We start from the raw sequence: 23,449 nt of genomic DNA, 5'->3' as shown, positions 1-23,449 counted from the left end.
AGGCTTTTTTCTATTTAATGACCTGCTTGAATATTGACGAGATGTTTACGGCCAAGAAGCAGGATGATCATGCCTAACAGAACGACAGCCGCCCCTACATAGTAAGGGGTGCTTGCTGTGTAAGATTCAGCAAGTACGCCGGCAATCCAAGGAGCAATCGCGCCCCCAATAAACCGCACAGCACTGTAAGAGGATGAAGCAATCGAACGTTCAATCGGCGCCGATCCCATCACAGCGGTCGTGAGCACTGTATTGATCATGCCAAGGATGCCCCCAGCAATAACAATTCCGCAGATGACGACTACAACATGTGAAGTCCATACCCCAATGCCGAATAAAATCACAGCAAATGAAGCAAACAGAACCACAAGGGAAGTCAATGTCCCAAGCTTGCGATGAATGACCGGCGCTGAGAAGACGGATGTCACGGCCAAAAATAGTCCCCATCCAAAGAAGACATAACCAAGACCATGCTCATCCAGATGAAGCACAAATGGCGAATAGGCTAAAAGCACAAAGAAACCAAAATTGTATAAGAAAGCCGCAGATGCCATCGTTAATAGCCCTTTATATTTTAACGCCCCCACAGCCTCGAATAATTTCACCTTTTTCTGAGGTTTTTGCATCGGCGGGAGCATAAACGTAATGGCTAAAAGAGCAACAAGCATTAACACCGCAACGCCAAAGAATGGCCCGCGCCAAGAGATCGTCCCAAGCTCTCCGCCAAGCAGCGGTCCAACCGAAATCCCAAGACCTAGTGCAGCCTCGTATAAAATAATGGCCTTCGCACTTCCTCCAACAGACACACCGACAATGACAGAGAGGGCAGTTGAAATAAATAAGGCATTCCCAATGCCCCATCCGCCTCTAAAGCCGATTAATTCATTAATCGTTGAAGAGGTACCGCCTAAAGCAGAAAAGACAATAATAAAAATGAGTCCTACTAATAACGTCCATTTCGCACCAATCCGACTAGAGATAAAGCCGGTAAAAAACATGACAAAGCCGGTCACAAGTAAGTAGCTCGTAAATAAAAGGGAGACCTGACTTGGAGATGCATCTAATTGTGATGCAATGGCTGGCAAGATCGGGTCCACAAGTCCTATCCCCATAAATGAAATCACACACGCAAAGGCAACAGCCCAGACGGCTTTCGGCTGCCTAAGCAGACTTGTACGCTGTTTCAACACTTCTTCTTCCTTCATTCCATCAGAACCTTTCCTTCAAATGTTGACAAAATAAAATAAACACGCAGAGGTGTTTATTTTTGTAATTGCTCAATTGCATGAGCCGCTCTTTCTTTCATCGTTTCAAGATCCTTTTTAAAAGATTGAATCGTTTCAAGCTTTTTTGTAATCAATTGATGCTGTACAGACAGCTGCGCCTCAATATCTAACAGCTTCTCTAATCGTTCCTTCGGATCAAGCGACAGCAAGTAACCCTCTTTATTCAGCTCAAGCTGCTTTCCTATTTCCATAAACGATTGAAGCTCTTGTAAAGAAAACCCAAGTACCTCTTTTGCCTGCATCACTTTCTCTAGTTCTTCCATGTCGTCCTCTGAGTAAAGTCTGACACCGCCCTCTGTCCGCTTTGGTGCTGATAATAAACCAATCTCTTCATAGAAACGTATCGTCCGTTTGGTCAGTCCGCTTCTTTTCGCCACTTGATCAATTTTCATCCATTCCATTGCCAGTGCCTCCTGCTCATCAATTCATGATTTATTATACACCTTTATAACCTTAACGTAAACGTAAATGTTTGCACTCTTGATTTTTCTCGTGTTTTGATGCAAAATAAATAGTAATAATTACGATTTAAAGGAGGGATCTCATGTTTTCTTTTCCACCCAAAAAAGAACGACACCAACAATTCGGATCTGTACCGCCAAGCCTTGGAACGAAGCCCCCTCAAAAAGAGAACATGACTGACATCCAAAAGACGGAGCAGGACTTTTATTTTCATCTTGAACAAGTCGGCATCTGCCGCGTGTCTTATCCTGTACGAATTTTGTCTAAAACGGCACCGCAGGACCAAATAACTTCTGCTGACTTTGCACTGAGTACCTCCCTGAGAGCTCACGAAAAAGGCATTCATATGAGCCGTCTCACTGAACAGCTGCACTCGTTTTACGAAAGCGGCAAGCCGCTTGATGTGAATAGCTTAAAAGCATTGACAGCAGCGCTTACCCGTCAGATGAATCAGTCATCTGCCTCGGTTCAAGTTTCCTTCCCTTGGTACATGGAAAAGCAAAGCCCAGTCACCGGGAAATCGGGTTTGATGCATGCGACAATCACATATGACATTCATTTTCATGAAAAGGATGGATGGACCTGTCATATTGGCTGCGATGCACAAGTCACCACATTATGTCCTTGTTCTAAAGAAATTAGTGAATACGGTGCACATAATCAGCGTGGCTCTGTTTCCATTCAGGTAGAGTTGTTTGAACAAACATCATTTCCTGAAGACATGAAAGCAGCTCTTTTACATATCATTGAGTCCAATGCGAGTGCACCGCTCTATCCTGTGCTTAAAAGACCTGATGAAAAGAAAGTGACAGAAGAGGCTTATGAAAATCCACGCTTTGTAGAAGATCTCACAAGGTTAATGGCCATCGAATTATATGAGCAGCCATGGGTCAGGGGCTTTCAAGTCGAGTGTCGTAATGAGGAATCCATTCATCAGCATGATGCCTATGCGAAATGCTCTTATCAAAAAAACCTGTAGATCAACTCTACAGGTTTCTTATTTCTTAGTCATGACTCTCTAATTCCTCAATCATCAGCGATAGTTCTGTCCAGCGGTCCATTGCTTGTTCTAGTTCTTCAGCAACGGCTTTTTGTTCGTCCATCAGCTCTTGAATTTTTCCAAAATCACTGCCTGCCTCCGCAATGCTGGATTCAAGCTGCTGGTGTTTTTCCTCTAAAGCCTGTATCCGGTCTTCAATTCCGTCCCATTCAAGCTGGTCTTTATAAGAAAGTTTTTTTCTCTTTTTAGGTGCCGCTTCTACTTGTTTCTCAGCAGGCTTTGTCTCTGTCCGCTTCGCCTCTTTTTCTTGCTCCATGTAATCGCTGTAAGCGCCTTGGTAGTGTGAAATGCGGCCATTTCCTTCAAAGACAAGCAGACGATGAACCACTCGGTCTAAGAAATAACGATCATGCGATACGGTCATGACAACGCCAGGAAACTGTTCTAAATAATCCTCTAAAATGCTGAGGGTCTCCGTATCAAGATCGTTCGTCGGCTCATCTAAAAAGAGAACATTTGGTTCTTCCATTAAGACTTTCAATAAATACAATCTGCGGCGTTCTCCCCCTGACAGCTTGCGAATAAACGTCCGCTGCATGGATCTTGGGAATAGGAACCGTTCTAGCATTTGCTCTGCTGTCACGATGGCGCCATCAGATGTCTTGACGATCTCAGCTGTTTCCTTGATGTACTCAATGATGGTCAGTTCTTCATCCATTTCCTTGTGATCCTGCGTGTAATAGCCAATGCGAACGGTTTGTCCAATGGTCAATTGTCCTGTAGTCGGTTCTATTTTACCCGCTAGACAGTTAAGAAGAGTCGTTTTGCCGACTCCATTCGGTCCGATAAATCCAATCCGGTCGCCCGGCACGACTAAATCTGTAAACCGCTCCACAAGGGTCTGGCCAGCAAATGAAATTGATAAGTCTTCTGCCTCTATGACTTGTTTTCCTAGGCGGTGCGAGCCGATAGCGAAATCAAGCTCTCCTTTCGCATCAGGCCCTTTTTGATCCATCAGCTCTTCGGCTCTGCCGATGCGTGCTTTTTGCTTCGTCGATCTTGCTTTTGCTCCTCTTCTCAGCCATGCAAGCTCTCGTCTGAGTAAGTTTTGACGCTTCGTTTCTTTCACCTGAGCTTCTGCTTCTCGTTCGGCTCTTTTTTCTAAAAAGACTTCATAATTTCCTTTATACGTATAGAGCTGCCCTTGATTCAATTCATAAATTCGGTTGGCCACACGGTTTAGGAAATAACGATCATGCGTCACCAGAATGACAGCACCGCTGTATTGACTCAAATATCCTTCGAGCCATTCAATCGTTGCATTATCGAGATGGTTGGTTGGCTCATCTAAAATCAGCAATCCCGCAGGCTGAATTAAATTTTTAGCAATCGCGACACGCTTTTTCTGTCCGCCTGATAAGGCATGAACAGAGCGGCTCACATCTTTGACGCCAAGCTTTGTCAAAATCGTTTTTGCTGACAGGTTCGCATCCCATGCGTCTTCCTGATCCATTCGATTTTGCATGCGCATCAGCGCTTCTTGTTTTGCTTCATTTTGCGGATCATGCTCTAAATCGGCTAGCACCTGTTCATACGCCTTCATCGCTTGAATCATGGGTGCCGTTCCAGAAAAAATGTAATCAAGAATCGTTTCATCCCCGCTCATTTCAGGGTCTTGCTCGAGAAATTCGATATCAAGTGTCCCTGCTTTCGAGATGTCACCCTCCTCAAACGATTCAAGTCCCGCAATGACCTTTAGGAGCGTTGACTTTCCTGTTCCGTTTGGTCCAATCAATCCGATGCGTTCCTTTGGTTCTATATGAAAAGAAATATGATCAAACAGCGTTTTCTCGCCATATGTTTTATATAATCCTTCAACATTCAATAAACTCATTTTTATCAGCCCTTACATAGATTCTCCCTTTATTTTAAATCAGCCAGTAGCAGAAAACTAGTTTTAAAAAAACCCGCTGCTGAAAAGAATGTTTCCTTTTGCTGCTCGATACACTATGAAGAGGTGATCTAAAGATGGTAACCATTAGCTTATGTATGATTGTGAAAAATGAAGAGGAGGTGTTAGCGGACTGCCTTTCCTCTGTCCAAGACATTGTAGATGAGATGATCATTGTTGATACAGGGTCAACAGATCGTACGAAGGAGATTGCTCACTCCTTTTCAGCACAGGTACTTGATTTCGAATGGGTTCAGCACTTTGCAAAAGCCCGCAATTTCGCTTTCTCACATGCAACGAAAGAGTATATTTTATGGCTTGATGCTGACGATGTTCTGCTTGAAGAAGACCGTCAAAAACTTCTTCAGCTCAAAGAGACGCTTGATCCTTCGGTGGATGCCGTCTCAATGTTTTATCATGTGGGATTTGATCAAGACGGTCGGGTGAATTTTAAATATAGAAGAAATCGCCTTGTGAAGCGTGTCTTGAACTTTCAGTGGTACGGGGCCGTACATGAGTTTCTTCAAGTGTATGGCAACATCTTTCCAGCCGATATAGCCGTCACACATCAAAAGCGCAAGAAAACAACCACTGGTGAGCCTGGGCGCAACCTGCGAATTTATGAAGACATGCTCGCAAAAGGAGAGGACATGACGCCACGTGATCTCTTTTACTTTGCCAATGAATTAAGAGATAACAGGCAGCATGTCAGGGCGATTCGTTTTTATCATGAATTTTTAGCGACAAAACAGTGCTGGATTGAGGATGAAATTCGCACATGCCAATATTTAGCCGACTGCTATTATGCGGTAGGCTTCGAGGAAGCGGCTTTATCCTCATTATTACGCTCTTTCTTATATGATCAGCCCCGGCCAGAATTTTGCTGCCGGATCGGGGATCATCTAAAAATACAAAATAAACATCAGGCAGCGATCTTTTGGTATGAGCAGGCGCTGAAGGCTCCTGAAAACGAAACAGCCTTCACACTCACACAGTATAAAACGTGGTATCCACATCTCCAGCTTTGCTATTGTTATTATCAGCTCGGCGATTTGGAAAAAGCCAAGACACATCACCTTGCCTCCTCCGCCCATTACCCCACTCATCCAAGTGTGCTGTTCAATGAAAAAATATTTGCTGAACAGACATAGATCCCCCGTCACCACATCCGCCTTCCACCTGCCAGCGGATGTCTCTTTTTATGCACAAATTCGTGTTTAACACTTTAGTGATTTAAAGCGTTTTTCAACCAATTGACTAAATTGTCAATTACGCATATACTAACATTCGTCTTACGAAAAGATTTATCCCTTTAGGAGGTCAACATGAGTTCTTTATTTCGAAAAAAGTCTCTCGACCAGCTCATGCTTGAAAGTCAAACGAAGCGGCTCAGCCGATCGTTAAATACGTTTGATTTAATCTTGCTTGGCATTGGCTGCGTGGTCGGGACTGGTATCTTTGTGATTACGGGGGTTGCGGCAGCAAAGGATGCGGGACCTGCGATTATTATATCTTTTATTTTGGCTGCGATCGCATGCGCCCTTGCTGCTTTTTGCTACGCTGAATTCTCCTCGTCCATTCCTGTGTCAGGAAGCGTCTATACGTATTCCTACGCCACACTTGGGGAATTTCTCGCCTTCTTAATGGGCTGGGATCTCATGCTTGAATATGTCATTGCGCTCTCTGCTGTAGCAAGTGGATGGTCGTCCTATTTTCAATCACTGCTCAGTGGATTCGGTCTGCACATACCGAAGGCTTTATCAGCTGCACCTGGAGCCGCTGATGGTGCCGTCTTTAACCTTCCAGGCGCACTTATTATTTTACTCATCACCTTTATCGTCTCAAGAGGCGTCAAAGAAAGCACGAAGCTGAATAACATCATTGTGTTAATCAAAATTGCCATCGTCCTTCTCTTTATCATTTCAGGCTTTGCTTACGTCAAACCTGAAAACTGGACACCCTTTATGCCGATGGGCTTTGAAGGAGTGATCGCAGGCGCGGCAACAGTCTTTTTTGCTTATCTCGGATTTGATGCGATCGCCAATGCATCTGAAGAAGTCAAAAATCCGCAAAAGGCGATGCCGATCGGCATTATCGGGGCGCTCGGTGTTTGTACCATTTTATACATCGGTGTGTCCTTTGTCTTAACCGGCATGGTTCACTATACGAAACTGAATGTCAGTGACCCTGTCGCATTTGCTCTTCAAGTCGTTGGCCTTCATAGTGTGGCAGGTATCATATCAGCCGGTGCCATTATTGGGATCACAACGGTTTTAATTGCCTTGGTCTATGCGCAGGTTCGCTTAACCTTTGCGATGAGCCGCGATGGACTCATGCCAAAAATTTTCTCAAATGTTCATCCAAAATCGCAAACACCCGTTGCCAACACTTGGCTGACAGGTGCTGTCGCAGCATGTATCGTAGGTTTTGTGAATTTATCGACGCTTGCGAATTTAGTGAGTATCGGTACACTTGCAGCCTTTACGGTGATTTCAATTGCCGTCATCGTTTTACGGAAAAAGCACCCGAATGTCAAAGCAGCGTTTAAAGTGCCATTCGTGCCTGTTCTTCCGATTATCAGCGCGGTCATTTGTATCACACTCGCAACTACCCTTTCATGGGTGACATGGAGAGCCTTCCTTATCTGGGTGGCCATTGGTGTCGTTGTCTATTTCACCTATGCAAGACGAAAAAGCCATCTTAATGAAACACATTAGAAAAGAGACACGGGGATTCCCGGTCTCTTTTTTTTGCTTAAATCACGCTGTTTTTGGCTGAATTTGAGTCCACCATATCTGGATCTAACACGCTTATTACACGCCAAAGGACACTCACATCAAATAATCCACACCAGCACCGAAGCCAAAAGAAACAAAAACACCGACGTCTCGATTCGATCAAAGCCACCTTCGTAACCCGCTCAGCTTTTAAGCACAATCGGGAGCCAGAAATACACCGCAAGGACAATCACCACAATACTGATGATATTTAACCAAAAGCCTGCCCTGACCATATCAGATATTTTCAGCACGTCCGCACTAAAGACAGCGGCGTTTGGCGGTGTGGAGATCGGCAGCATAAACGCACATGAAGAAGCCAAAGCAGCCGCAGCCATTAACCCATATGGCTCCATGCCAATCGCAAGCCCAAGCCCTACCGTAATCGGAATAATCATATTGGCAACAGCTGTATTTGACATAATTTCAGTCATAAACAAAATCGCTCCCGTTAAAATGATCAACAGCACGATATACGAAAGCCCATGTAAATGCTGTAGATTTTCGCCAATCCATCCTGTTAGATTGGTATCTGCAAAGCCCGTAGCGAGCGAAAGCCCACCTCCAAACAAAAGCAAAAGCCCCCACGGCAGCTGTTTCATATCCTGCCATTCTAATATTCTCTCTCCATTTGTTGCTGGAATGAGAAATAACAGCATGGCACCGAAAATGGCGATAGACGTATCAGATACGGTGATCCCTCCAAACAAAAAGAGCTTAAAAATCCATAAAAACGCCGTCATGAGAAAAACAACAAACACCCATTTTTCCTCTTGTTTCATTTTTCCTAAATTCTCTAATCCCTTTCGAATGAACGCTACACTCATTTCACCTGTGTGCTCTACCTTGAACTGTACCTTGGTCAAATACAGAAATAAGAGAATGAGCAGAATCATCGCAACAGGAAAACCAAACAAAAACCATTCAAAAAACATAATTTCCCGATCTAATAGCTTTTTTGACATCGCAGCAAACACCGCATTTGGCACAGATCCGACAAGTGTTGCTAGACCACCAATTGACGCTGAATACGCAACCGACAATAAGATGCTTTTACTGAATCGATCAAGAGATGGACCAGATAAGACTTCATTAGCCTTGACCTCTTTAATCACTGCAAGTGCCACTGGGAGCATCATCAGGGCTGTCGCTGCATTCGAAATCCACATAGATAAAAAAGCAGTCGCGATCATGACACCTAATACAATGCGGTCACTTCTTGTGCCAATCACCCTCAAAATGTGTAAGGCCATTCTTCTATGTAAGTTCCATTTTTCAATGGCAATAGCAATCATAAATCCTCCCATGTACATAAAGACGATCGGATCTCCATAAGCCCTTGATGTCTGTTCCATAGAAAGCCCGCCAAGTGTCGGCAGTAGGATGATGGGCAATAAAGATGTTGCAGGTATGGGCAGTGCTTCTGTCACCCACCATGTTGCCGTCCAAGCCGTAATGCCCAAGACTACCCTCGCAGCATAGGTCAATTCATCTTCAGGTATGAGAAACAGAACGAGCAAGAAGAGTGTCGGTCCAAGAATAAGTCCAATTACATTCACTTTTTTATAAACGATAACAATTCCCCCCTATTGAAAGCGCTTGTCATATTTTTTCTAATTTTCCACATTCGATGATCTCTTAAGAAATCCTTTAAATCATAAGAAAAAATGAAGATATCTTTCATAAAAACAGCTGTCATTTTACTCCCATTTTCAAAACCATGACATGATGCCTTGGTCTATTTTCATAGGAGAAACTATACAAATCATGTGCAATCACTGTAAAATATAGAAGATCTAATCAAAAATTGAGGTGTTTTCATTGTATAAGGATCAAAGAAAATCATTTTGGAAACAGAAAAAATTCATTATTCCTCTTCTTAGCATCATCGTGATAGCAGCTGCTCTCTTTTTCTTAAAAGATACTCTTTTCTCAAAAGAAAAAGAGGCTTTAAAAGCGGCGGAATCCTTTACGAAACAATTGGAGAAGAAAGACTTTACGAAGCTGGCTGATGAGGTAACGAGTGCGTCTTTGAAAGCCAATGACTTCTCAAAAAAACAACTAGCCGAAAAATATGACAATATCTTTAACGGAATTGGTGCTTATGATCTGAACATATCAAAGCTCAACGTCGAAAAACAGGACAAAGGAAATGGGTATCAATTTTCCTATGATGTGACAATGAAAACGTCTTTTGGCAAGCTGCACAAGCTTTCTTACAAGGGCGTTCTCTCAGAAGAAGATGACAAGTGGAAAGTGGACTGGAAGCCAAATCTCATCTTCCCGCAAATGGAGAAGGGAGATACTATCAAAGTCAAATCAGACCCTGCTGTCCGTGGAAACATTGTAGACCGAAAAGGGCGTACGCTGGCAGAAACAACTGGTGGAAACGCACTTGGCATCATCCCAGGTAAACTCGGAACAGGGAAAGAAAAAGAACGCAATATCAAAAAAATCAGCAAGGCGTTTGATATAGACGAAGAACTGATTGACAATCAGCTGAAACAAGCATGGGTCACAGACGACACGTTTGTCCCGCTCAAATCAATGTTAGAGCAAAAGCCGATTCCAAAGGAGGTAAAAGGCGTCACCTATCAAACGAAGGAAATGCGTTACTATCCTTATAACGAAGCCGCCGCCCATCTCACCGGCTATGTCGGAAAAGCAAATGCAGATGATATCAAAAGAAATCCGGCATTAAAAGCAGATCAAATCATCGGCAAAACCGGCCTTGAATTTACGTTTGACAAAAACCTGCGTGGACAAGATGGCGGAAGCATTCTGATCGTCCATGATGAAACAGGCATTGAAGAAACATTGCAAAAATCAGATCGAAAAGATGGAAAAACAGTGAAGCTGACCATTGATGCTTCTTTACAGAAAAAAACCTATGAACAGCTAAAAGGTGAAAAAGGGGCCGTCACGATCATGAATCCATCATCGGGGGATCTATTAGCGCTTGTCAGCGCCCCTTCCTACGATGTCAATCTCATGACAAATGGGATCACACCTAAGCAATATCAGGTATACAGTGAAAACCCAGACCTCCCATTCCAAGCTCGCTATGCGAGCCGGTATGCACCAGGGTCTACATTCAAAACCATTACAGCGGCCATTGGGCTGGAAACAGGTGTCACAAAACCTAATAAAGTACGCACCATTCATGGACTGAAATGGCAAAAGGATCAATCTTGGGGCAATTATCGAATTACACGGGTTCACGATAAAGAAAACGTAAATATGATCGATGCCCTCGTGTACTCAGACAATATTTACTTCGGACAGGAAGCACTGGAAATTGGCAAAGACACCTACGAGAAAAAAGTAAAAGCATTTGGGTTTGGCGAAGATTTGCACATGCCATTTACAATGAAACCAGCACAAGTATCGAACGATGGCATTCAATCGGACATCTTACTTGCTGACTCTGCCTATGGCCAAGGCGAATTACTCATGTCACCGATTGAACAAGTACATGCCTATTCTCCATTTGCAACAGGAGGCAAGCTTGTCTATCCTCGAGTCGTTCAAGATGAAAAAACAGCATCACCAAAACAAATCATCAAAGAAGACTCGGCAAACTCAGTGAAAGACGCGCTGACTCAGGTCGTGACCAGTCCAAACGGTACAGCTCACTCCTTACAAATTGAAGGAACTGATATTGCCGCTAAAACAGGAACGGCAGAGCTGAAGAGCAAACAAGGGGCAACAGACGGTTCTGAAAATGGATTTTTACTTGCATTTAATCCTAAAAAAGAAGATTACGTCCTCGTCGGCATGATTGAAGGTGTGAAAAACCGCGGCGGAAGCGGACTCGTCATTCAAAAAATGAAGCCTGTGATCGCATCTTTTTATCAATAACCCTTTAGAGACACAAGCACTTGTGTCTCTTTTTTCTAAATCATGACAATTTGCTATTGTTTTATAGTTCACCTTATGAATAAAATGAGAAGAATGCAAAATAGAAAACAGTTGAATGAAAGGAGGAAGTCTCATTGGCTATTGCTGCTCGTACAAAGGATAAACCTCAAAATTCTGTCACCGGATCAACGGTTTACCCCATTTTATTGATTATTGGCATTTGCCATATGCTGAACGACACATTGCAAGCCGTTATTCCTGCGATGTTCCCTATTTTAGAACGCTCAATGGGGCTGACCTTTACACAATTAGGGCTGATTGCCTTTACATTAAATATGGTCTCCTCCGTCATGCAGCCCGCTATTGGGTGGTATACAGATAAACGGCCGATGCCTTATGCACTCCCGATTGCTTTATTTTCTAGTGCTGTCGGTATATTCGGGCTTGCGTTTGCGCCTTCCTTTGCCACCATTTTGCTTTGCGTTGTCTTTATCGGACTCGGCTCTGCAATTTTCCATCCAGAGGGCTCTCGTGTTGCCAACATGGCAGCTGGTCCAAGACGAGGACTTGCACAGTCCATCTATCAAGTAGGCGGAAATACAGGTCAAGCCTTTGCTCCGCTGATCGCTGCATTAATGCTCGTCCCTCTCGGTCAGCCAGGCGTGGCTTGGTTTACGATTGTTGGAATGATTGCTGTCGGTTTCCTTCTTTATATTTCAAGATGGTACGCAGGAAGACTTCAAACCATTCGAGCTCAAGCGAAAAAGGCTCCAGCAAAAGCTGCAAGATCTGATATTCATCGTAAGTCAGCACTCACAGCACTTGGCATTATCGTCTTTCTCATCTTTGCCCGCTCTTGGTATGGGAATGCGATATCGAATTTCTATGCGTTTTATGCGATTGAACAATATGGATTGACGATTAAAGAATCACAGACTTATATTTTCTTATTTCTCATTCTAGGTGCAATTGGGACATTTTTAGGCGGACCGCTTGCAGACCGCTTCGGCAAGAAAACCGTGATTTTAATTTCCTTATTGGCTTCCTTTCCGCTTGCCCTGCTGCTGCCATTTGCCGGACCTGTTTTTGCTTATGTTTTACTTGGACTGATTGGGGTCATTCTGACATCAAGCTTCTCTGTCACAGTCGTTTATGCTCAAGAACTATTTCCCGGGAAAATTGGCACAATGTCTGGTTTAACTGTTGGGCTTGCGTTTGGTATGGGTGCAATTGGATCAGTCGCTCTAGGCTCATTCATTGATGCCTTCGGTTTAACGCCTACCATGATCGGAGTCGCCTTTTTACCGATATTAGGCATCCTGGCCTTCTTACTACCTAGCGATCAAACCATCTCCAAATGGAATGAATCATAAAAAGGAGAAAACCGCTCAGTTATTGAGCGGTTTTTTCATATCTCATAAAAATGCGTGTCAGGAACGTGCTTCTTTGCAATAAACCCTTGCTGAAATTCTGGAAAGACCTTTTGCACCTGTTTAATTTTTTGATGAACCAAATCGGCATACGGAATATATAGATGATCCACTAGATTTTGTTCAGTCATATAGTAATACCAATTAAGATTAAAGGTATTCTCATCAATGATCGTAAAGGCAGAAAAATGATAGAACAAGAGTGGACATTCGTCGAGATACATATCCCCTTTCACAACTGAAAGCTTGTAGTTTTCAATATTCCAAATGGCGGCATTGGCTCCTTTAGATGTCACCACATGGACCCCTTCAAAATCATCGATCCATCTTTCAACATACCGCTGATCTCCATACGTCTTATTTTCTGTATCCATTTCTACTGTACAGTGTGCAAGACAGTTACCCTTCCATTGTGTGACCGCCTGTTTGGCAACGTCTGTGTTGCGGCAGCCGACAAATCCAGTATTAAAGCGGCCAGACAACTCATAAAAGTGATAGAACCGCTTGGAATTCATATGATCCGTCAAAAATAAATGAGCGAGCGGATTCTCTGCAAATACCGCCTCTGGATCATGATAAAAATACAAATCCGTATCCAAATGGGCGAGATAATCCGCTTCTGAGGACTCAAGGATTTTGAGCAGAAAAGCAGGCTTTAACGTCCAGCAATACTCATGGAACGTCCGATCATCTTTTGCCTTTCGCAGCATGTCATCTTCAATGTCTTCAAGCTGTTCATATTGAACGTGCGGATGAGGGAATTCACTTAACACCTTGTAAGCCAATGGGTCCGCACATAAAACCGACAGCTTGAATGAATGGGCGGTTTGTTCAAGCGAATGAATCAGCGCCAAAAGCTTAAAAATATGGGTATTCGACACAATGGTTGTAAAATGATAAGATGCCATCTACAACACATCCACTTGAAACAAATCAACGCGTAATAGCTCTTTCGTCAGCCCTTGAATGGCTTCTACAAGCACTGTGCAGCCATATTCCTGCCGTGCAAGCTGCGCTGCCTCTGACAGCTTTTTCAAAGGGACATGCTTTGCTGTCAGCTGATCTTTTTTATCGCGTTTGATACCTACATTCCGCTCTGTGATCAAATGAAGCAGCTCTAAAAAATAAGAAAGCAGACCATCGAATGCCGGATTTTCACGCAGCTGCCGGACCTCTTTCACAATGTCATTTGTGACGGTGTGAGAAAATGGACCAGAGAAAGCCAAATGGACATCAATGGCATCAATATTGTTGTACTTCTCGCACATATACAAAATGTTATATTTGATGTCATCAAATGACGTTAAATTACTTGGATGCTCCTGATGCACACTCATGATATCCTCTCGCAATTCAAACGAGAGACCAAGCTGATGCAGACGAATTCCTAAATCATAATCTTCAAACCCGTACCGAACGATATTTTCATCAAACATCCCGAGTGCCATGACATGCTTACGTTTGACAGAGGAGTTATTCGTAATAAAAAATCGCCACGGCAGCTCATAAGAGCCTAAATCATAGTTATACGTGCGCAAAATGTCTTTGAGAATATCAATAAACTCAGACTGCAAATCGAAGCTTTTCTCTAGAAATCCACCATTTTCAACTTCCTTCATTGATAAAAGAGGCGTTTTATCTTTCATTTTCCGCTTATACAAGCCTTGCTTTTTCAACCGATTGATATGATCCTTATCAAATGCTTCGTAAAAATAACGATAAATCCGCTTCCAGCAGACACCACAAATCACAAGGTCCTCATGAACAGCATGTGCCTCCGCATGCTTTTGAATAAATTGCGGCTCTGCCAGCATATCGCTGTCATGGAATATCAGCAGGTCTCCCTCCGCCTCGCGAATGGCATGATTGCGACCCTTGGCAATCCCTTGATTGACAGGAATACGTACCTTTTTAAACGGGAAATTCACCTCAATGTTCTCAAGCATTTCCATCGTGCCGTCCGTTGACCCATTATCAGCGACAATCACCTCAAATGGTATATCCGTATCCTGAAGCGTTAAGGAAAAAAGACTCCCTTCTAAACGCTCTTTGGCATTATAGCTCGGAATAATGACGCTTACCTTTGGCTTCTCATTCATGCGTCATCCCCCTCCAATTTGGCATAGCCGTTAAACAGCGGATCGACCTGCTCAACAGATTCAATCACATGGCGCAGCACGTTTCGATAGGCTTCTTGGAAAAATGGCAGATCATTTCTCCCTTTTTCATGAATTTGCTGCATCTCATCCTTGCTCACGATGCGAAAGCCGCTGAAATGATAGCAAATGAGCGGATGCCCATCCTCCAGCAAAATACGTCCATTCTCTTCCCGATAAGAATGCTGCCCATAATTCCAATGACCAATATTCACGCCTTTTGTTTGAATATCTTCCACTTTTTCAAACAGCTTCGGCATATGATCGAGATATCCTTGATCGCCAAACTTGCCTTCTCCCGGCGCATTTTTGCATTCCTTCAAGCATTCTTCTTTCCACCAGCTGAGGCATTTCCGGCCGGCTTCATCTCCTTTAAAATACAGGAAGCCTGAGTTATATCGTCCTAAAAGCTTCTGAAGCATCTTCACTTCCTCAGGATCGAAGCTCGGAATCACAATATCCCCTCTCGAGAGTAAAACAGAGGCATTCGGCTGATGTTGAAAAATCGCTTTCGGGCTCTCATAAAAGAACAAATCCGCATCAAGATAGGTTACGCCCTCTGCCTGCTCCTGTTCAAATAACCACTCAATCCAAATCGGCTTTAATGTCCAGCAATATTCCGAGGCATCCCGTTCCTCTTTTTTCTCCAGCAGCTCCGGCGTTTCGAGCTCCCGTACATGAACAAGATCAACATGAGGAAAATTCATTTGATGAAGCAGATCAAATGCAGCATCATCCATACATAACGTCTTGATGACAGCATCATCTTCTACTTGCTTCAATGATAAGAAAAACGCAATGGCTTGATAAAGTCTTCCACTCGATAGAACCGTACAATATATGCTGTTCATCTACTTACACCTCTATTTTTGAAAGAATTCGCGATACCATTCAATCGTCTTCTCTAAACCTTCATCAATGGAGTAGTCAGGCTTCCAATCAAGCAGCTTTCTCGCCTTTTCTGCCGACAAATATTGATGCTTAATCTCATGCGTTCCTTGGTTTAAAATACGCGGCTTCAGTTCACTGCCCATCGCCTTTAAAATCTTATCCACGAGCTCAAGCACCGTCAGCTGAATTTCATTACTAAAGTTAAATGCTTCTCCAGCGAGCCCTTTTTCCTCCATCTTCTCAGCTAGCAGCAAATAAGCCTTGACCGCATCTTCAATGTAGAAGTAATCACGAATAAATGTCCCGTCACTTCTAATTTCAGGCGCCTCTCCTTCTAGCACAAGCTGGATGGTTTGCGGAATGATTCTGTTGAAATTTAAATCCCCGCCCCCGTATAAATTGCCGCAGCGTGTAATACAAACCGGAAGACCATATGTGTTGTAATACGTGTGAGAAATTAAATCTGCACAGCTCTTCGATACATCATACGGATGTTTCCCATTTAACGGCATATCTTCATCGTATGGAAGCTGCTCCTGATCGCCGTATGCTTTGTCACTTGATGCCACGATGACTCGTTTGATCAGCGGCTGTCTTCTGCAAGCCTCCAGTACATTCCATGTCCCTAAAATATTGGCTTCAAATGTAGAAACAGGGTGTCTATTTGCGACCCCAACAATGGCCTGCGCCGCCAAATGGAAGACAGTATCAATTTCGTATTCTCCTAACGCACGTTCAATCGTTTGCATATCCTCCAATGCACCTTGCACCACATTCATCTTTTCGAATTGACTGCCTTGATATAAATTCGATCGAGGCACCTGATCACGCACAAGCCCAGTTACGTTTGCACCTTGATCAATCAATTCCTTGACGAGATAGCTTCCCAATAGTCCTGTACATCCAGTCACAAATACGTTTTTCCCATTCCAAAATCCGCTCATGCCGTCACCAAACCTTCCATGGTTGTTTTCCATTTGTCCACATGCCATTGATTTCCTTCAGGTTCTTATACGTATCGATCGCTGTCCAAAATCCGTGGTGCTCATAAACCGCAAGCTCTCCATCATTCGCCAGATTTTGCAGAGGCTCCGCTTCAAACACGCATTGATCATCGTCTGTCAAATAGTCAAATACCTTTGGAGACAACACAAAAAACCCTCCATTGATCATCCCGACACTGTCTGTCTTCTCAGAGAAGGATTGTGCCATCCCGTTATACACCTTCAGTGTCCCGTACTGGGACTTCTTTTCAATTCCTGTGACAGTCGCAGCTGCCCCAAGATCCTGATGACGCTTCAGCAGATGAAACATATTGATATTGGCAAGTCCATCACCATATGTCATCATGAATGTCTCACCCCCAATGTAGTCCTGTGCCTGCTTTAACCGTCCGCCTGTCATCGTCTCCTCACCCGTATCTAAAAAGGTGATTTTCCAGTTCTCTGACTTTCCTAAAAGCTTCATTTCTCCTGTTGCCATATCCAGCTGCATGCTGTGATGCCGCCAGTCGTAGTTCAGAAAATATTCTTTGATCTTCTCTCCTTTATATCCAAGCAATAAGATAAACTCATCTACTCCGTAATACTGATAGATTTTCATAATATGCCATAGAATAGGCCGATCTCCGATCATAGCAAGTGGTTTAGGAAGCGCTTGTGTGACCTCACTCATTCTCGTTCCCTTTCCTCCGCAGAGAATGACTGCTTTCATCTTCTCCCCTCATCTCTCTATGAAAATTTTTGATTGAAAACCTTATCTTTATGCGGAAAATCAGTACATGTACCCTTAGACTTTGTCCGACATCAGGTTTTGAATCTACTCTATTCATATGTCGAAATGAGAGATGGTGCCACCTAGCATTTAACTATTTTTACAAATAAAAAAAGAGCGAGATTTGTATTCTCGCTCTTTCAAAGTTTAAATTGTATATTATCAGGGTAGATGGTATGATAAACATGTGCATCATCAGCACAAACAGCCTCTTTTTATAAAGAGACTACTAGATGGAATGAATTCAAGTGGCAGCTTGCTTCATTCTCAATATGAATCACGGAGGTGAATTCTCATGGCACAAAACGTACTTTGTGAAGTGAACTCTTGCCGTTTTTGGGCTGATAACAGCTGTACTGCTTCTACCATTAAAATTGGTAAAAACACAATGACTGATGTGACTCGCAATGCCGAAACTGATTGCGAAACATTTGAAACAAAATAAGTTGTTTTTCTGAGATGAAGGAACTGGCAGGTTCCTTCTTTTCTTTTATCATTCTATCAAGAATGATAATTATTATCAAGTGTTTTTCACTAAACATTTCTCGGGAAATAATGACACGATATTTCTGCATTCGTTGACGATTTTCACTCCTTTTTCTATACTCAACATATCCGAAGAAGAAAAAGTGGTGACCAATCAATGGATTTTACGATACGTTTTCTATCATTCTTTGTCGTAGAAATCGAAGGCAAAGATGAACAAGCAAATAAACGGTTCAAGCATTATCAAACATTAGATCAAGAGGAATTTGAACAAAGTGAGCTGAAGGACTTTTTAGATGGCGAGCTGAAAAAAATCGTCAAACGAAAAGTGGACAGACACCCTAAATCTGAACAAGTACCAACCAAAATTGGCCGATTCATTGTCGAACCCGGTCATGAACTCGATTCAAATCCAAACTACAATTTATTTCATCAAACGAGATTTGCCGATACAAAAGAAGTATTTAATGAATGCAGCGAACAGTTTGTTCGCACGTATTTAGATACAAGTGCTGTCAGAGGCGGCGTTTTTTTAGTTGCGTCTGCTGTCCCTAAAAAATATTTTGATGACTCCTTTGTCTTTATTATGAAATGCGATTTTGAACAGAAAGTGGCTTCTATCGCTGATACATCTACCTTGATCAAAAAAGTCGAAATGGCCATTACAACAAAAAACATGAAATCGATTCAATATCCGTTTATGCCAGAAGAGGGCATGACAGAGGAAGCCGAAGTGAAAATTCACCAATCCTCACATGCTCGTTATTTTGAGGACTTTCTGAAATTCGTCGAATACGGGGAATCTATGCCTGAAATCATGAAATCACAGGTCATGAATATGGTGCAGGAACAAGTATTTGAAACATTACAGGATGAAAGTGAAGAATTAAAGCAATTTGAAGAGGACCTTGAAATATGGGAAGCGAGTGAAAAACGAGAAATTAGAGAAACACTCGATACAGAACAGGTCACACTAGCAGCATCTCACATTGTGGAACAAACCCCTGATATCACAATGAAAATGCGTCTAGGTGAAACAGAAATCAAAGGGCTTCTAGCGGACTTTGGCCACTCGATCCATATTGCGAAGGTCAACAATCGATATGTCGTGCTCGTCGAAGCAGACCAAATCGTCTTTGAAAAAGGAAGCACACCTGTTGAATTCCATAAACCAAATGGATTAAAAGAGGTTGTCAGCCAGCTGACGCAAAAAGCCTACGATTCAGACTTAGAATAAGAGAATATGACTGCCTCCTGCGCTCAGCTGCATGAGGCAGTTTTTTTATATAACGCTTTATTTTTTTACACTGCACTAGAAGAGACATGCTGCCCGCCTCTTACCCACATGCTGACAAGCATTAAGCTTATGATGAGCATCAGCCAAAAGACGCTGTTTGTTCCAAAAAACTGGATCAATGTATACCCGCACAAAGGCCCTAAAGCAGCCCCCATATCTTGAACAAAAGAATAGCTGGCGAGAAAGCGGTTCTTATCTGTTTGAGCAGAGGCTTTTTGAAAGGCAAGTGTATCGGTGAACGTTGTTACAATCGTTGCCAGCAGCTGAATCAAAAGCAGCATCAATAGAAACCAGCCGCTTACCTTCAGCATGACCCCAAGAAAACTGAGCCCTCCAAATGAAAGAAACATCCAGCATAGCATTCGTTCCTTCATCACAAGCCGATCAAACCATTTGCCTGTTCTCGGTGCGACAAATGGTTCCCACCCCCACCTGATTGCTTGAATGACACCGCTTAAAGCCGAAGCTCCGATGACAAAGCCAAATAGAGCAAATTCATCCTGATCGATCTTTGCTTCAATGACATGACTCAGCGTGGATGCGAATAAACCTTGTATAATAAGTGCGACCAGCATGCCTGTTATCAGTACTTTTACAACATCTCGTGCAAACCACTTCTGTTTGATGCCATGATACATCTGCGTGCCTTCTCTCTTTTCAATTTCATCCAAAGATACATAAAAAACGCACCCTATCAATGTGAGTAAACCAAAGACAAGCGTCATGGACTGGAAGCCGAACAAGCTGGCGAAAATCCCGCCAAATAACATGCCAAATAAACTGCCAAGCCGGTAAAGCCCATTATAAAGACCCGTCAAATGTCCTTGTGAGCCTTCGTCTATTTCAGCCAAAACCCTCATCCCGCTCATACGGAGTAACGTCCAAGCAAGCCCCCATGCGCAGCGGCAGATCAGCAGCAGCCAAAAACCGCTCACCCCATATAATATCGTGGTCACTGACGCGATCAAAATCGCCATTAATACACCGGTCTTCATTGGGATATAGCGATAGAGCCACCAAACGACAGGCGCTAGCGGAATGCGAATGAATCGGTTGATGGACAGCAGTAACCCGACCTCCCAAATAGATGATAAACCAATCTCTTTCCAATAGACTGGAAGAACAATATAGAGCATTGAATCCCCAATAAGTGCAAATGCTGTGATGAGCGATATTGACACAACTTGCTTTTGACGATGATCCATTTTCCCTTCCCCCTTCGCTATCTTTACGATAAGGGATGCTTTATAATAAATCTAATGAATGTTTTTGATTAAAGCATTAAAATAATTGATAGGTGGTGCAAAGTTGAATTTACATGCCCTTCGGATTTTTGCAAAGGTTGCAGAGACTAAAAGCGTCACACAAACAGCAGACGCACTATCTTTGACACAGCCAGCTGTGACGGCTCAGCTTAGAAGCATTGAACGAGAGATCGGTTTTCGCCTTTTTAAACGAAACGGCCGAGGAATTGCGCTCACAGAAATGGGAAAGATGCTGTATCCTTATGCCCGGCAAGTGTTCGAGGCTGAAAAGGAAGTAGAATATCAGATCACGCTATTACAAAATGGGAAAAAGGGGCGTCTCCGCATCGCTTCTACCTACGTACCACTCAACTTTTTACTGCCTGATTGGCTCGCTGCTTTTAAAACGTCTTCACCACAGACAGAAATCGAATTAAAAAGCGGAAACTCCGCTCAAGTGATAGACAGCCTGCTTCAATATGAATCAGATGTGGCCATCGCTGTAATTGAAGATTTGCATCATGAGGAGATCGTTACCTCCCATTTGACGAATTTAAGCTATGATTTTATTGTGCCAGCAGACCATCCGTTAAACGGAAAAACCGTCCCGCTAGAGCGCCTGAGCCTGGAGCCTTTTTTGATGCGTGAAGAAGGCAGCTCCACAAGAGATAAGCTCTTTTCCCTTTTCACCTCGAAAGGAATTAAAAAACCGACTGTTGATTTACAATTCAGCGGTGTTCATGAAGCGATTCAAATGATCAAAGCTGGCTATGGGATCACACTTGTTCCCCGTGATGCGGTTCAAGGCAGTCTCAAGCGGAAAGAGATTGGGCGCGTATATATCGAAGGCATAGAAATCGTCAGACCCGTTGTTATCTGCAAACGGGCGAATGATCTTGAAAAAAATAGAACAGTGGATGCCTTTCTGCAAATGAAAGATATCGATCCATTTAAGGCGCCTGCTGCAAATTAAAAAAGTGCCTGCATAAGAAACAGGCACTTTTTTTCTATTCGGCTGGTTGAACAATGTCATACGGTACAGCCTTTGAGGCTTTCACTAATTGTTCTGGTGTGATGAGGATTTCATTTCCCCATTCGCCTGCTCCAACGCCTAATACCTCTTCCTCTAATAACGAAGCTTCGATGATGGTGCGGAAGCCTTCTGGCTGCCAGCAAAATGGCGGTATCGAGCCAATTCGGTAGCCCGTCACTTCCAGAACCTTCTCTGGTGATGCCATTTTAATATTACGGGAGCCGGCCGCTTTCTTTAGTTTCCCTGACTTAATATGCTGGTCTGCGCCAACCATCACAAGCAGCTGCTCCCCTTCCCCTGTTTCAAAAATCAATGTTTTGATCATTTGTCTTTCACGAAAACCAAGGGCTGCTGCTACATTTGCGGCTCCCTTCTCTGTTTCGGAAGAAAATGCTTTGATCTCATAAGGGATGCTGTGCTGATTCAAGAATTCATGTGCCGGTAGTACTTTCATTGATTTGAACCCCTTTCCTTGCGATGTCTTTCATTTAGCTTATCACAATCCTCTCATCCTTAAGATGTATTTTTCAATGAAAAGCCTCTAGGTCCTTCATCACCATGCTATACTGAACTTGTTTTTGAAAAGGAGCCGGTTGGATATGGGAAACAAGTTTTGGTATTATACAGGCAGTAAAAGCCTTCTCATGCTAAGTGATATTCTATTTGTGATGACGATCACGTTTGTGATCTATCAAGATACACAATCTGTTGCCTATGCGACTCTATTTCCGCTAATAAGAACGCTTTGCCAGCTATTAGCCGGGCTCATCTCTCCTGTTTTGACCGATCACTTTCAAGCGGGTCGGCTGTTGAAATGGGTCCCTCTTTTACGTCTTGTGATGCTCATCGTGTTTACAGCCCAATTTCATTTCTTTCAGCAGCATATGGTCTGGCTGTTTGGTGCGCTTATTCTCATTTCCATCACAGGTGGATTCATCAGTCCTTTATTACAGGCCATCATGCCGATGCTTGTGCCAGCAAATCAGCTTGTGAAAGCGAACAGTACAGCCTCCATTTTTCATCAAACGGTCCAAATCGCCGGTTATTCGTTTACTGGAATGCTCGTCCTGTTGATTGGTCCTTTTTATTTAATGTGGATTACTTGTTTCATGATTGTGTTGTCTTATTTGTTTTTCATCCCTGTTTTTCCTCTTCTCAAGCAAGAAGACACGGTTCGAAAAGCAAATAAGATGAACAGTTTCAAGGATGGCTGGGCGATTATTTGGACAAATAAAACGATTCGCACTCTGACCTTTATGGATGTTTGTGAAAATATGGCGGGCGCTGTGTGGATCGGGGCGATTACCCTTGCCTTTGTCACCCATGATTTAAACGAAAGTGAGGAATGGTGGGGTTTTATCAACGCCGCTTATTATACAGGCGCCATTCTAGGCGGGCTCTTGGCTGCGTGGATAAGCCGGTTGATTCAAAAGCAGCTTCTTCTCTTTATGGCAGCTGGTTCATTCATTTATGCAGTGCTGACTATTGTCTTTTCACTGAACAGCCTGCCGTGGCTTGCTTTGCTGCTTTGTATTTTGATGGGGCCTGCTTATCAAATTCGGGATGTTTCGCAGCAAACCATTCTTCAAACGGAAACGCCCGTCCGAGATTTATCAAAGGTGTACTCGGCTCATTACGTCCTTTCTTCTGTATCTGTCGGTTTATCTATTTTCTTTGTTGGATTGATTGCAGATGCATTCGGAGCGAGGACTGTGTATTTGCTAGGCGGTTTGTTTGTGCTCATCTGTTCGGGGATTGCCATCCTCGCTTTTATGAGACAGAAAAAAAAGAGCGGCTGATTC

Annotated in this window: 20 protein-coding genes; 9 read left to right on the top strand and 11 right to left on the bottom strand. The window is 43.2% G+C overall.

Annotated elements, in window-relative coordinates; all coding sequences use genetic code 11:
* Window positions 1-14: 14 nt before the first annotated feature.
* Complete coding sequence (locus GKC25_RS03425; RefSeq protein ID WP_095285989.1) at window positions 15-1,205, bottom strand: MFS transporter; 1,191 nt, start codon at window positions 1,203-1,205, stop codon at window positions 15-17.
* A gap of 56 nt (window positions 1,206-1,261) precedes the next feature.
* Window positions 1,262-1,687, bottom strand: a complete 426-nt coding sequence (locus GKC25_RS03420) for a MerR family transcriptional regulator (protein WP_034664543.1) — start codon at window positions 1,685-1,687, stop codon at window positions 1,262-1,264.
* Between the two features lie 143 nt (window positions 1,688-1,830).
* On the opposite strand from GKC25_RS03420, the gene folE2 reads away from it, so the two are divergent.
* On the top strand, window positions 1,831-2,727 hold the full coding sequence (gene folE2 / locus GKC25_RS03415; protein WP_034664546.1) for a GTP cyclohydrolase FolE2: 897 nt from the start codon (window positions 1,831-1,833) through the stop codon (window positions 2,725-2,727).
* Between the two features lie 25 nt (window positions 2,728-2,752).
* Here the strand turns inward: folE2 and GKC25_RS03410 are convergent, their stop codons facing one another.
* The gene (locus GKC25_RS03410; protein ID WP_342689531.1) at window positions 2,753-4,642 is read right to left on the bottom strand and encodes an ABC-F family ATP-binding cassette domain-containing protein; all 1,890 of its coding nucleotides are present in this window, start codon (window positions 4,640-4,642) and stop codon (window positions 2,753-2,755) included.
* A gap of 134 nt (window positions 4,643-4,776) precedes the next feature.
* Between GKC25_RS03410 and GKC25_RS03405 the strand changes: the two genes are divergently transcribed.
* Together GKC25_RS03405 and GKC25_RS03400 are read left to right on the top strand one after the other, a co-directional pair.
* Complete coding sequence (locus GKC25_RS03405) at window positions 4,777-5,850, top strand: tetratricopeptide repeat-containing glycosyltransferase family 2 protein (RefSeq protein ID WP_095285992.1); 1,074 nt, start codon at window positions 4,777-4,779, stop codon at window positions 5,848-5,850.
* Window positions 5,851-6,024: 174 nt separating this feature from the next.
* Window positions 6,025-7,416, top strand: a complete 1,392-nt coding sequence (locus GKC25_RS03400) for an amino acid permease (RefSeq protein ID WP_034664554.1) — start codon at window positions 6,025-6,027, stop codon at window positions 7,414-7,416.
* A gap of 203 nt (window positions 7,417-7,619) precedes the next feature.
* Here GKC25_RS03400 and GKC25_RS03395 read toward each other — a convergent pair whose 3' ends face one another.
* Window positions 7,620-9,035 carry an SLC13 family permease gene (locus GKC25_RS03395; protein ID WP_187704392.1) on the bottom strand — a complete coding sequence of 472 codons (1,416 nt, stop codon included), beginning with the start codon at window positions 9,033-9,035 and terminating at the stop codon, window positions 7,620-7,622.
* A gap of 262 nt (window positions 9,036-9,297) precedes the next feature.
* Between GKC25_RS03395 and GKC25_RS03390 the strand changes: the two genes are divergently transcribed.
* Both GKC25_RS03390 and GKC25_RS03385 read left to right on the top strand, forming a co-directional pair.
* Window positions 9,298-11,337 (top strand): penicillin-binding transpeptidase domain-containing protein, encoded by a 2,040-nt coding sequence (locus GKC25_RS03390; RefSeq protein ID WP_187704391.1) that lies wholly within the window; start codon window positions 9,298-9,300, stop codon window positions 11,335-11,337.
* A 134-nt stretch (window positions 11,338-11,471) separates the two neighbouring features.
* Entirely contained in the window at window positions 11,472-12,710 is a 1,239-nt protein-coding gene (locus GKC25_RS03385) for an MFS transporter (RefSeq protein WP_034664564.1), read from the top strand.
* 35 nt (window positions 12,711-12,745) lie between these two features.
* On the opposite strand, the gene GKC25_RS03380 is transcribed toward GKC25_RS03385, so the two are convergent.
* The 5 genes from GKC25_RS03380 to rfbF are packed head-to-tail and all read right to left on the bottom strand — an operon-like array spanning window position 12,746 to window position 17,527.
* Complete coding sequence (locus tag GKC25_RS03380) at window positions 12,746-13,675, bottom strand: putative nucleotide-diphospho-sugar transferase (protein WP_187704390.1); 930 nt, start codon at window positions 13,673-13,675, stop codon at window positions 12,746-12,748.
* Window positions 13,676-14,866, bottom strand: a complete 1,191-nt coding sequence (locus GKC25_RS03375; protein WP_095285995.1) for a glycosyltransferase family 2 protein — start codon at window positions 14,864-14,866, stop codon at window positions 13,676-13,678.
* Window positions 14,863-15,774: a putative nucleotide-diphospho-sugar transferase gene (locus GKC25_RS03370; protein WP_095285996.1), complete on the bottom strand. Its 912-nt coding sequence runs from the start codon at window positions 15,772-15,774 to the stop codon at window positions 14,863-14,865. The genes GKC25_RS03375 and GKC25_RS03370 overlap by 4 nt, the downstream gene beginning before the upstream one ends.
* A 12-nt stretch (window positions 15,775-15,786) precedes the next feature.
* A complete protein-coding gene (locus tag GKC25_RS03365) occupies window positions 15,787-16,758 on the bottom strand; it encodes a GDP-mannose 4,6-dehydratase (RefSeq protein WP_041816148.1) in 972 nt (323 codons plus the stop codon).
* 4 nt (window positions 16,759-16,762) lie between these two features.
* Complete coding sequence (gene rfbF / locus GKC25_RS03360; RefSeq protein WP_034664577.1) at window positions 16,763-17,527, bottom strand: glucose-1-phosphate cytidylyltransferase; 765 nt, start codon at window positions 17,525-17,527, stop codon at window positions 16,763-16,765.
* Between the two features lie 355 nt (window positions 17,528-17,882).
* On the opposite strand from rfbF, the gene GKC25_RS03355 reads away from it, so the two are divergent.
* Together GKC25_RS03355 and GKC25_RS03350 are read left to right on the top strand one after the other, a co-directional pair.
* Window positions 17,883-18,032, top strand: a complete 150-nt coding sequence (locus GKC25_RS03355; protein ID WP_003213883.1) for a DUF1540 domain-containing protein — start codon at window positions 17,883-17,885, stop codon at window positions 18,030-18,032.
* Window positions 18,033-18,230: 198 nt separating this feature from the next.
* The gene (locus GKC25_RS03350) at window positions 18,231-19,310 is read left to right on the top strand and encodes a DUF3900 domain-containing protein (RefSeq protein ID WP_012009211.1); all 1,080 of its coding nucleotides are present in this window, start codon (window positions 18,231-18,233) and stop codon (window positions 19,308-19,310) included.
* A gap of 65 nt (window positions 19,311-19,375) precedes the next feature.
* Here the strand turns inward: GKC25_RS03350 and GKC25_RS03345 are convergent, their stop codons facing one another.
* Complete coding sequence (locus tag GKC25_RS03345) at window positions 19,376-20,575, bottom strand: MFS transporter (RefSeq protein WP_106038412.1); 1,200 nt, start codon at window positions 20,573-20,575, stop codon at window positions 19,376-19,378.
* A 103-nt stretch (window positions 20,576-20,678) separates the two neighbouring features.
* On the opposite strand from GKC25_RS03345, the gene GKC25_RS03340 reads away from it, so the two are divergent.
* Complete coding sequence (locus GKC25_RS03340; RefSeq protein WP_095286000.1) at window positions 20,679-21,587, top strand: LysR family transcriptional regulator; 909 nt, start codon at window positions 20,679-20,681, stop codon at window positions 21,585-21,587.
* 34 nt (window positions 21,588-21,621) lie between these two features.
* Here the strand turns inward: GKC25_RS03340 and GKC25_RS03335 are convergent, their stop codons facing one another.
* Window positions 21,622-22,101, bottom strand: a complete 480-nt coding sequence (locus GKC25_RS03335) for an aminoacyl-tRNA deacylase (RefSeq protein WP_060595726.1) — start codon at window positions 22,099-22,101, stop codon at window positions 21,622-21,624.
* Between the two features lie 145 nt (window positions 22,102-22,246).
* On the opposite strand from GKC25_RS03335, the gene GKC25_RS03330 reads away from it, so the two are divergent.
* Window positions 22,247-23,446, top strand: coding sequence for an MFS transporter (locus GKC25_RS03330; protein ID WP_187704389.1), 1,200 nt, complete (start codon window positions 22,247-22,249; stop codon window positions 23,444-23,446).
* Window positions 23,447-23,449: the final 3 nt, after the last annotated feature.

The sequence above is a fragment of the Bacillus pumilus genome, assembly GCF_038738535.1.
In the GTDB taxonomy this organism is placed as follows: Bacteria; Bacillota; Bacilli; order Bacillales; family Bacillaceae; genus Bacillus.
The sequence above is the reverse complement of the archived record's forward strand: the minus strand, read 5'-3'. Positions and strand labels throughout refer to the sequence as shown.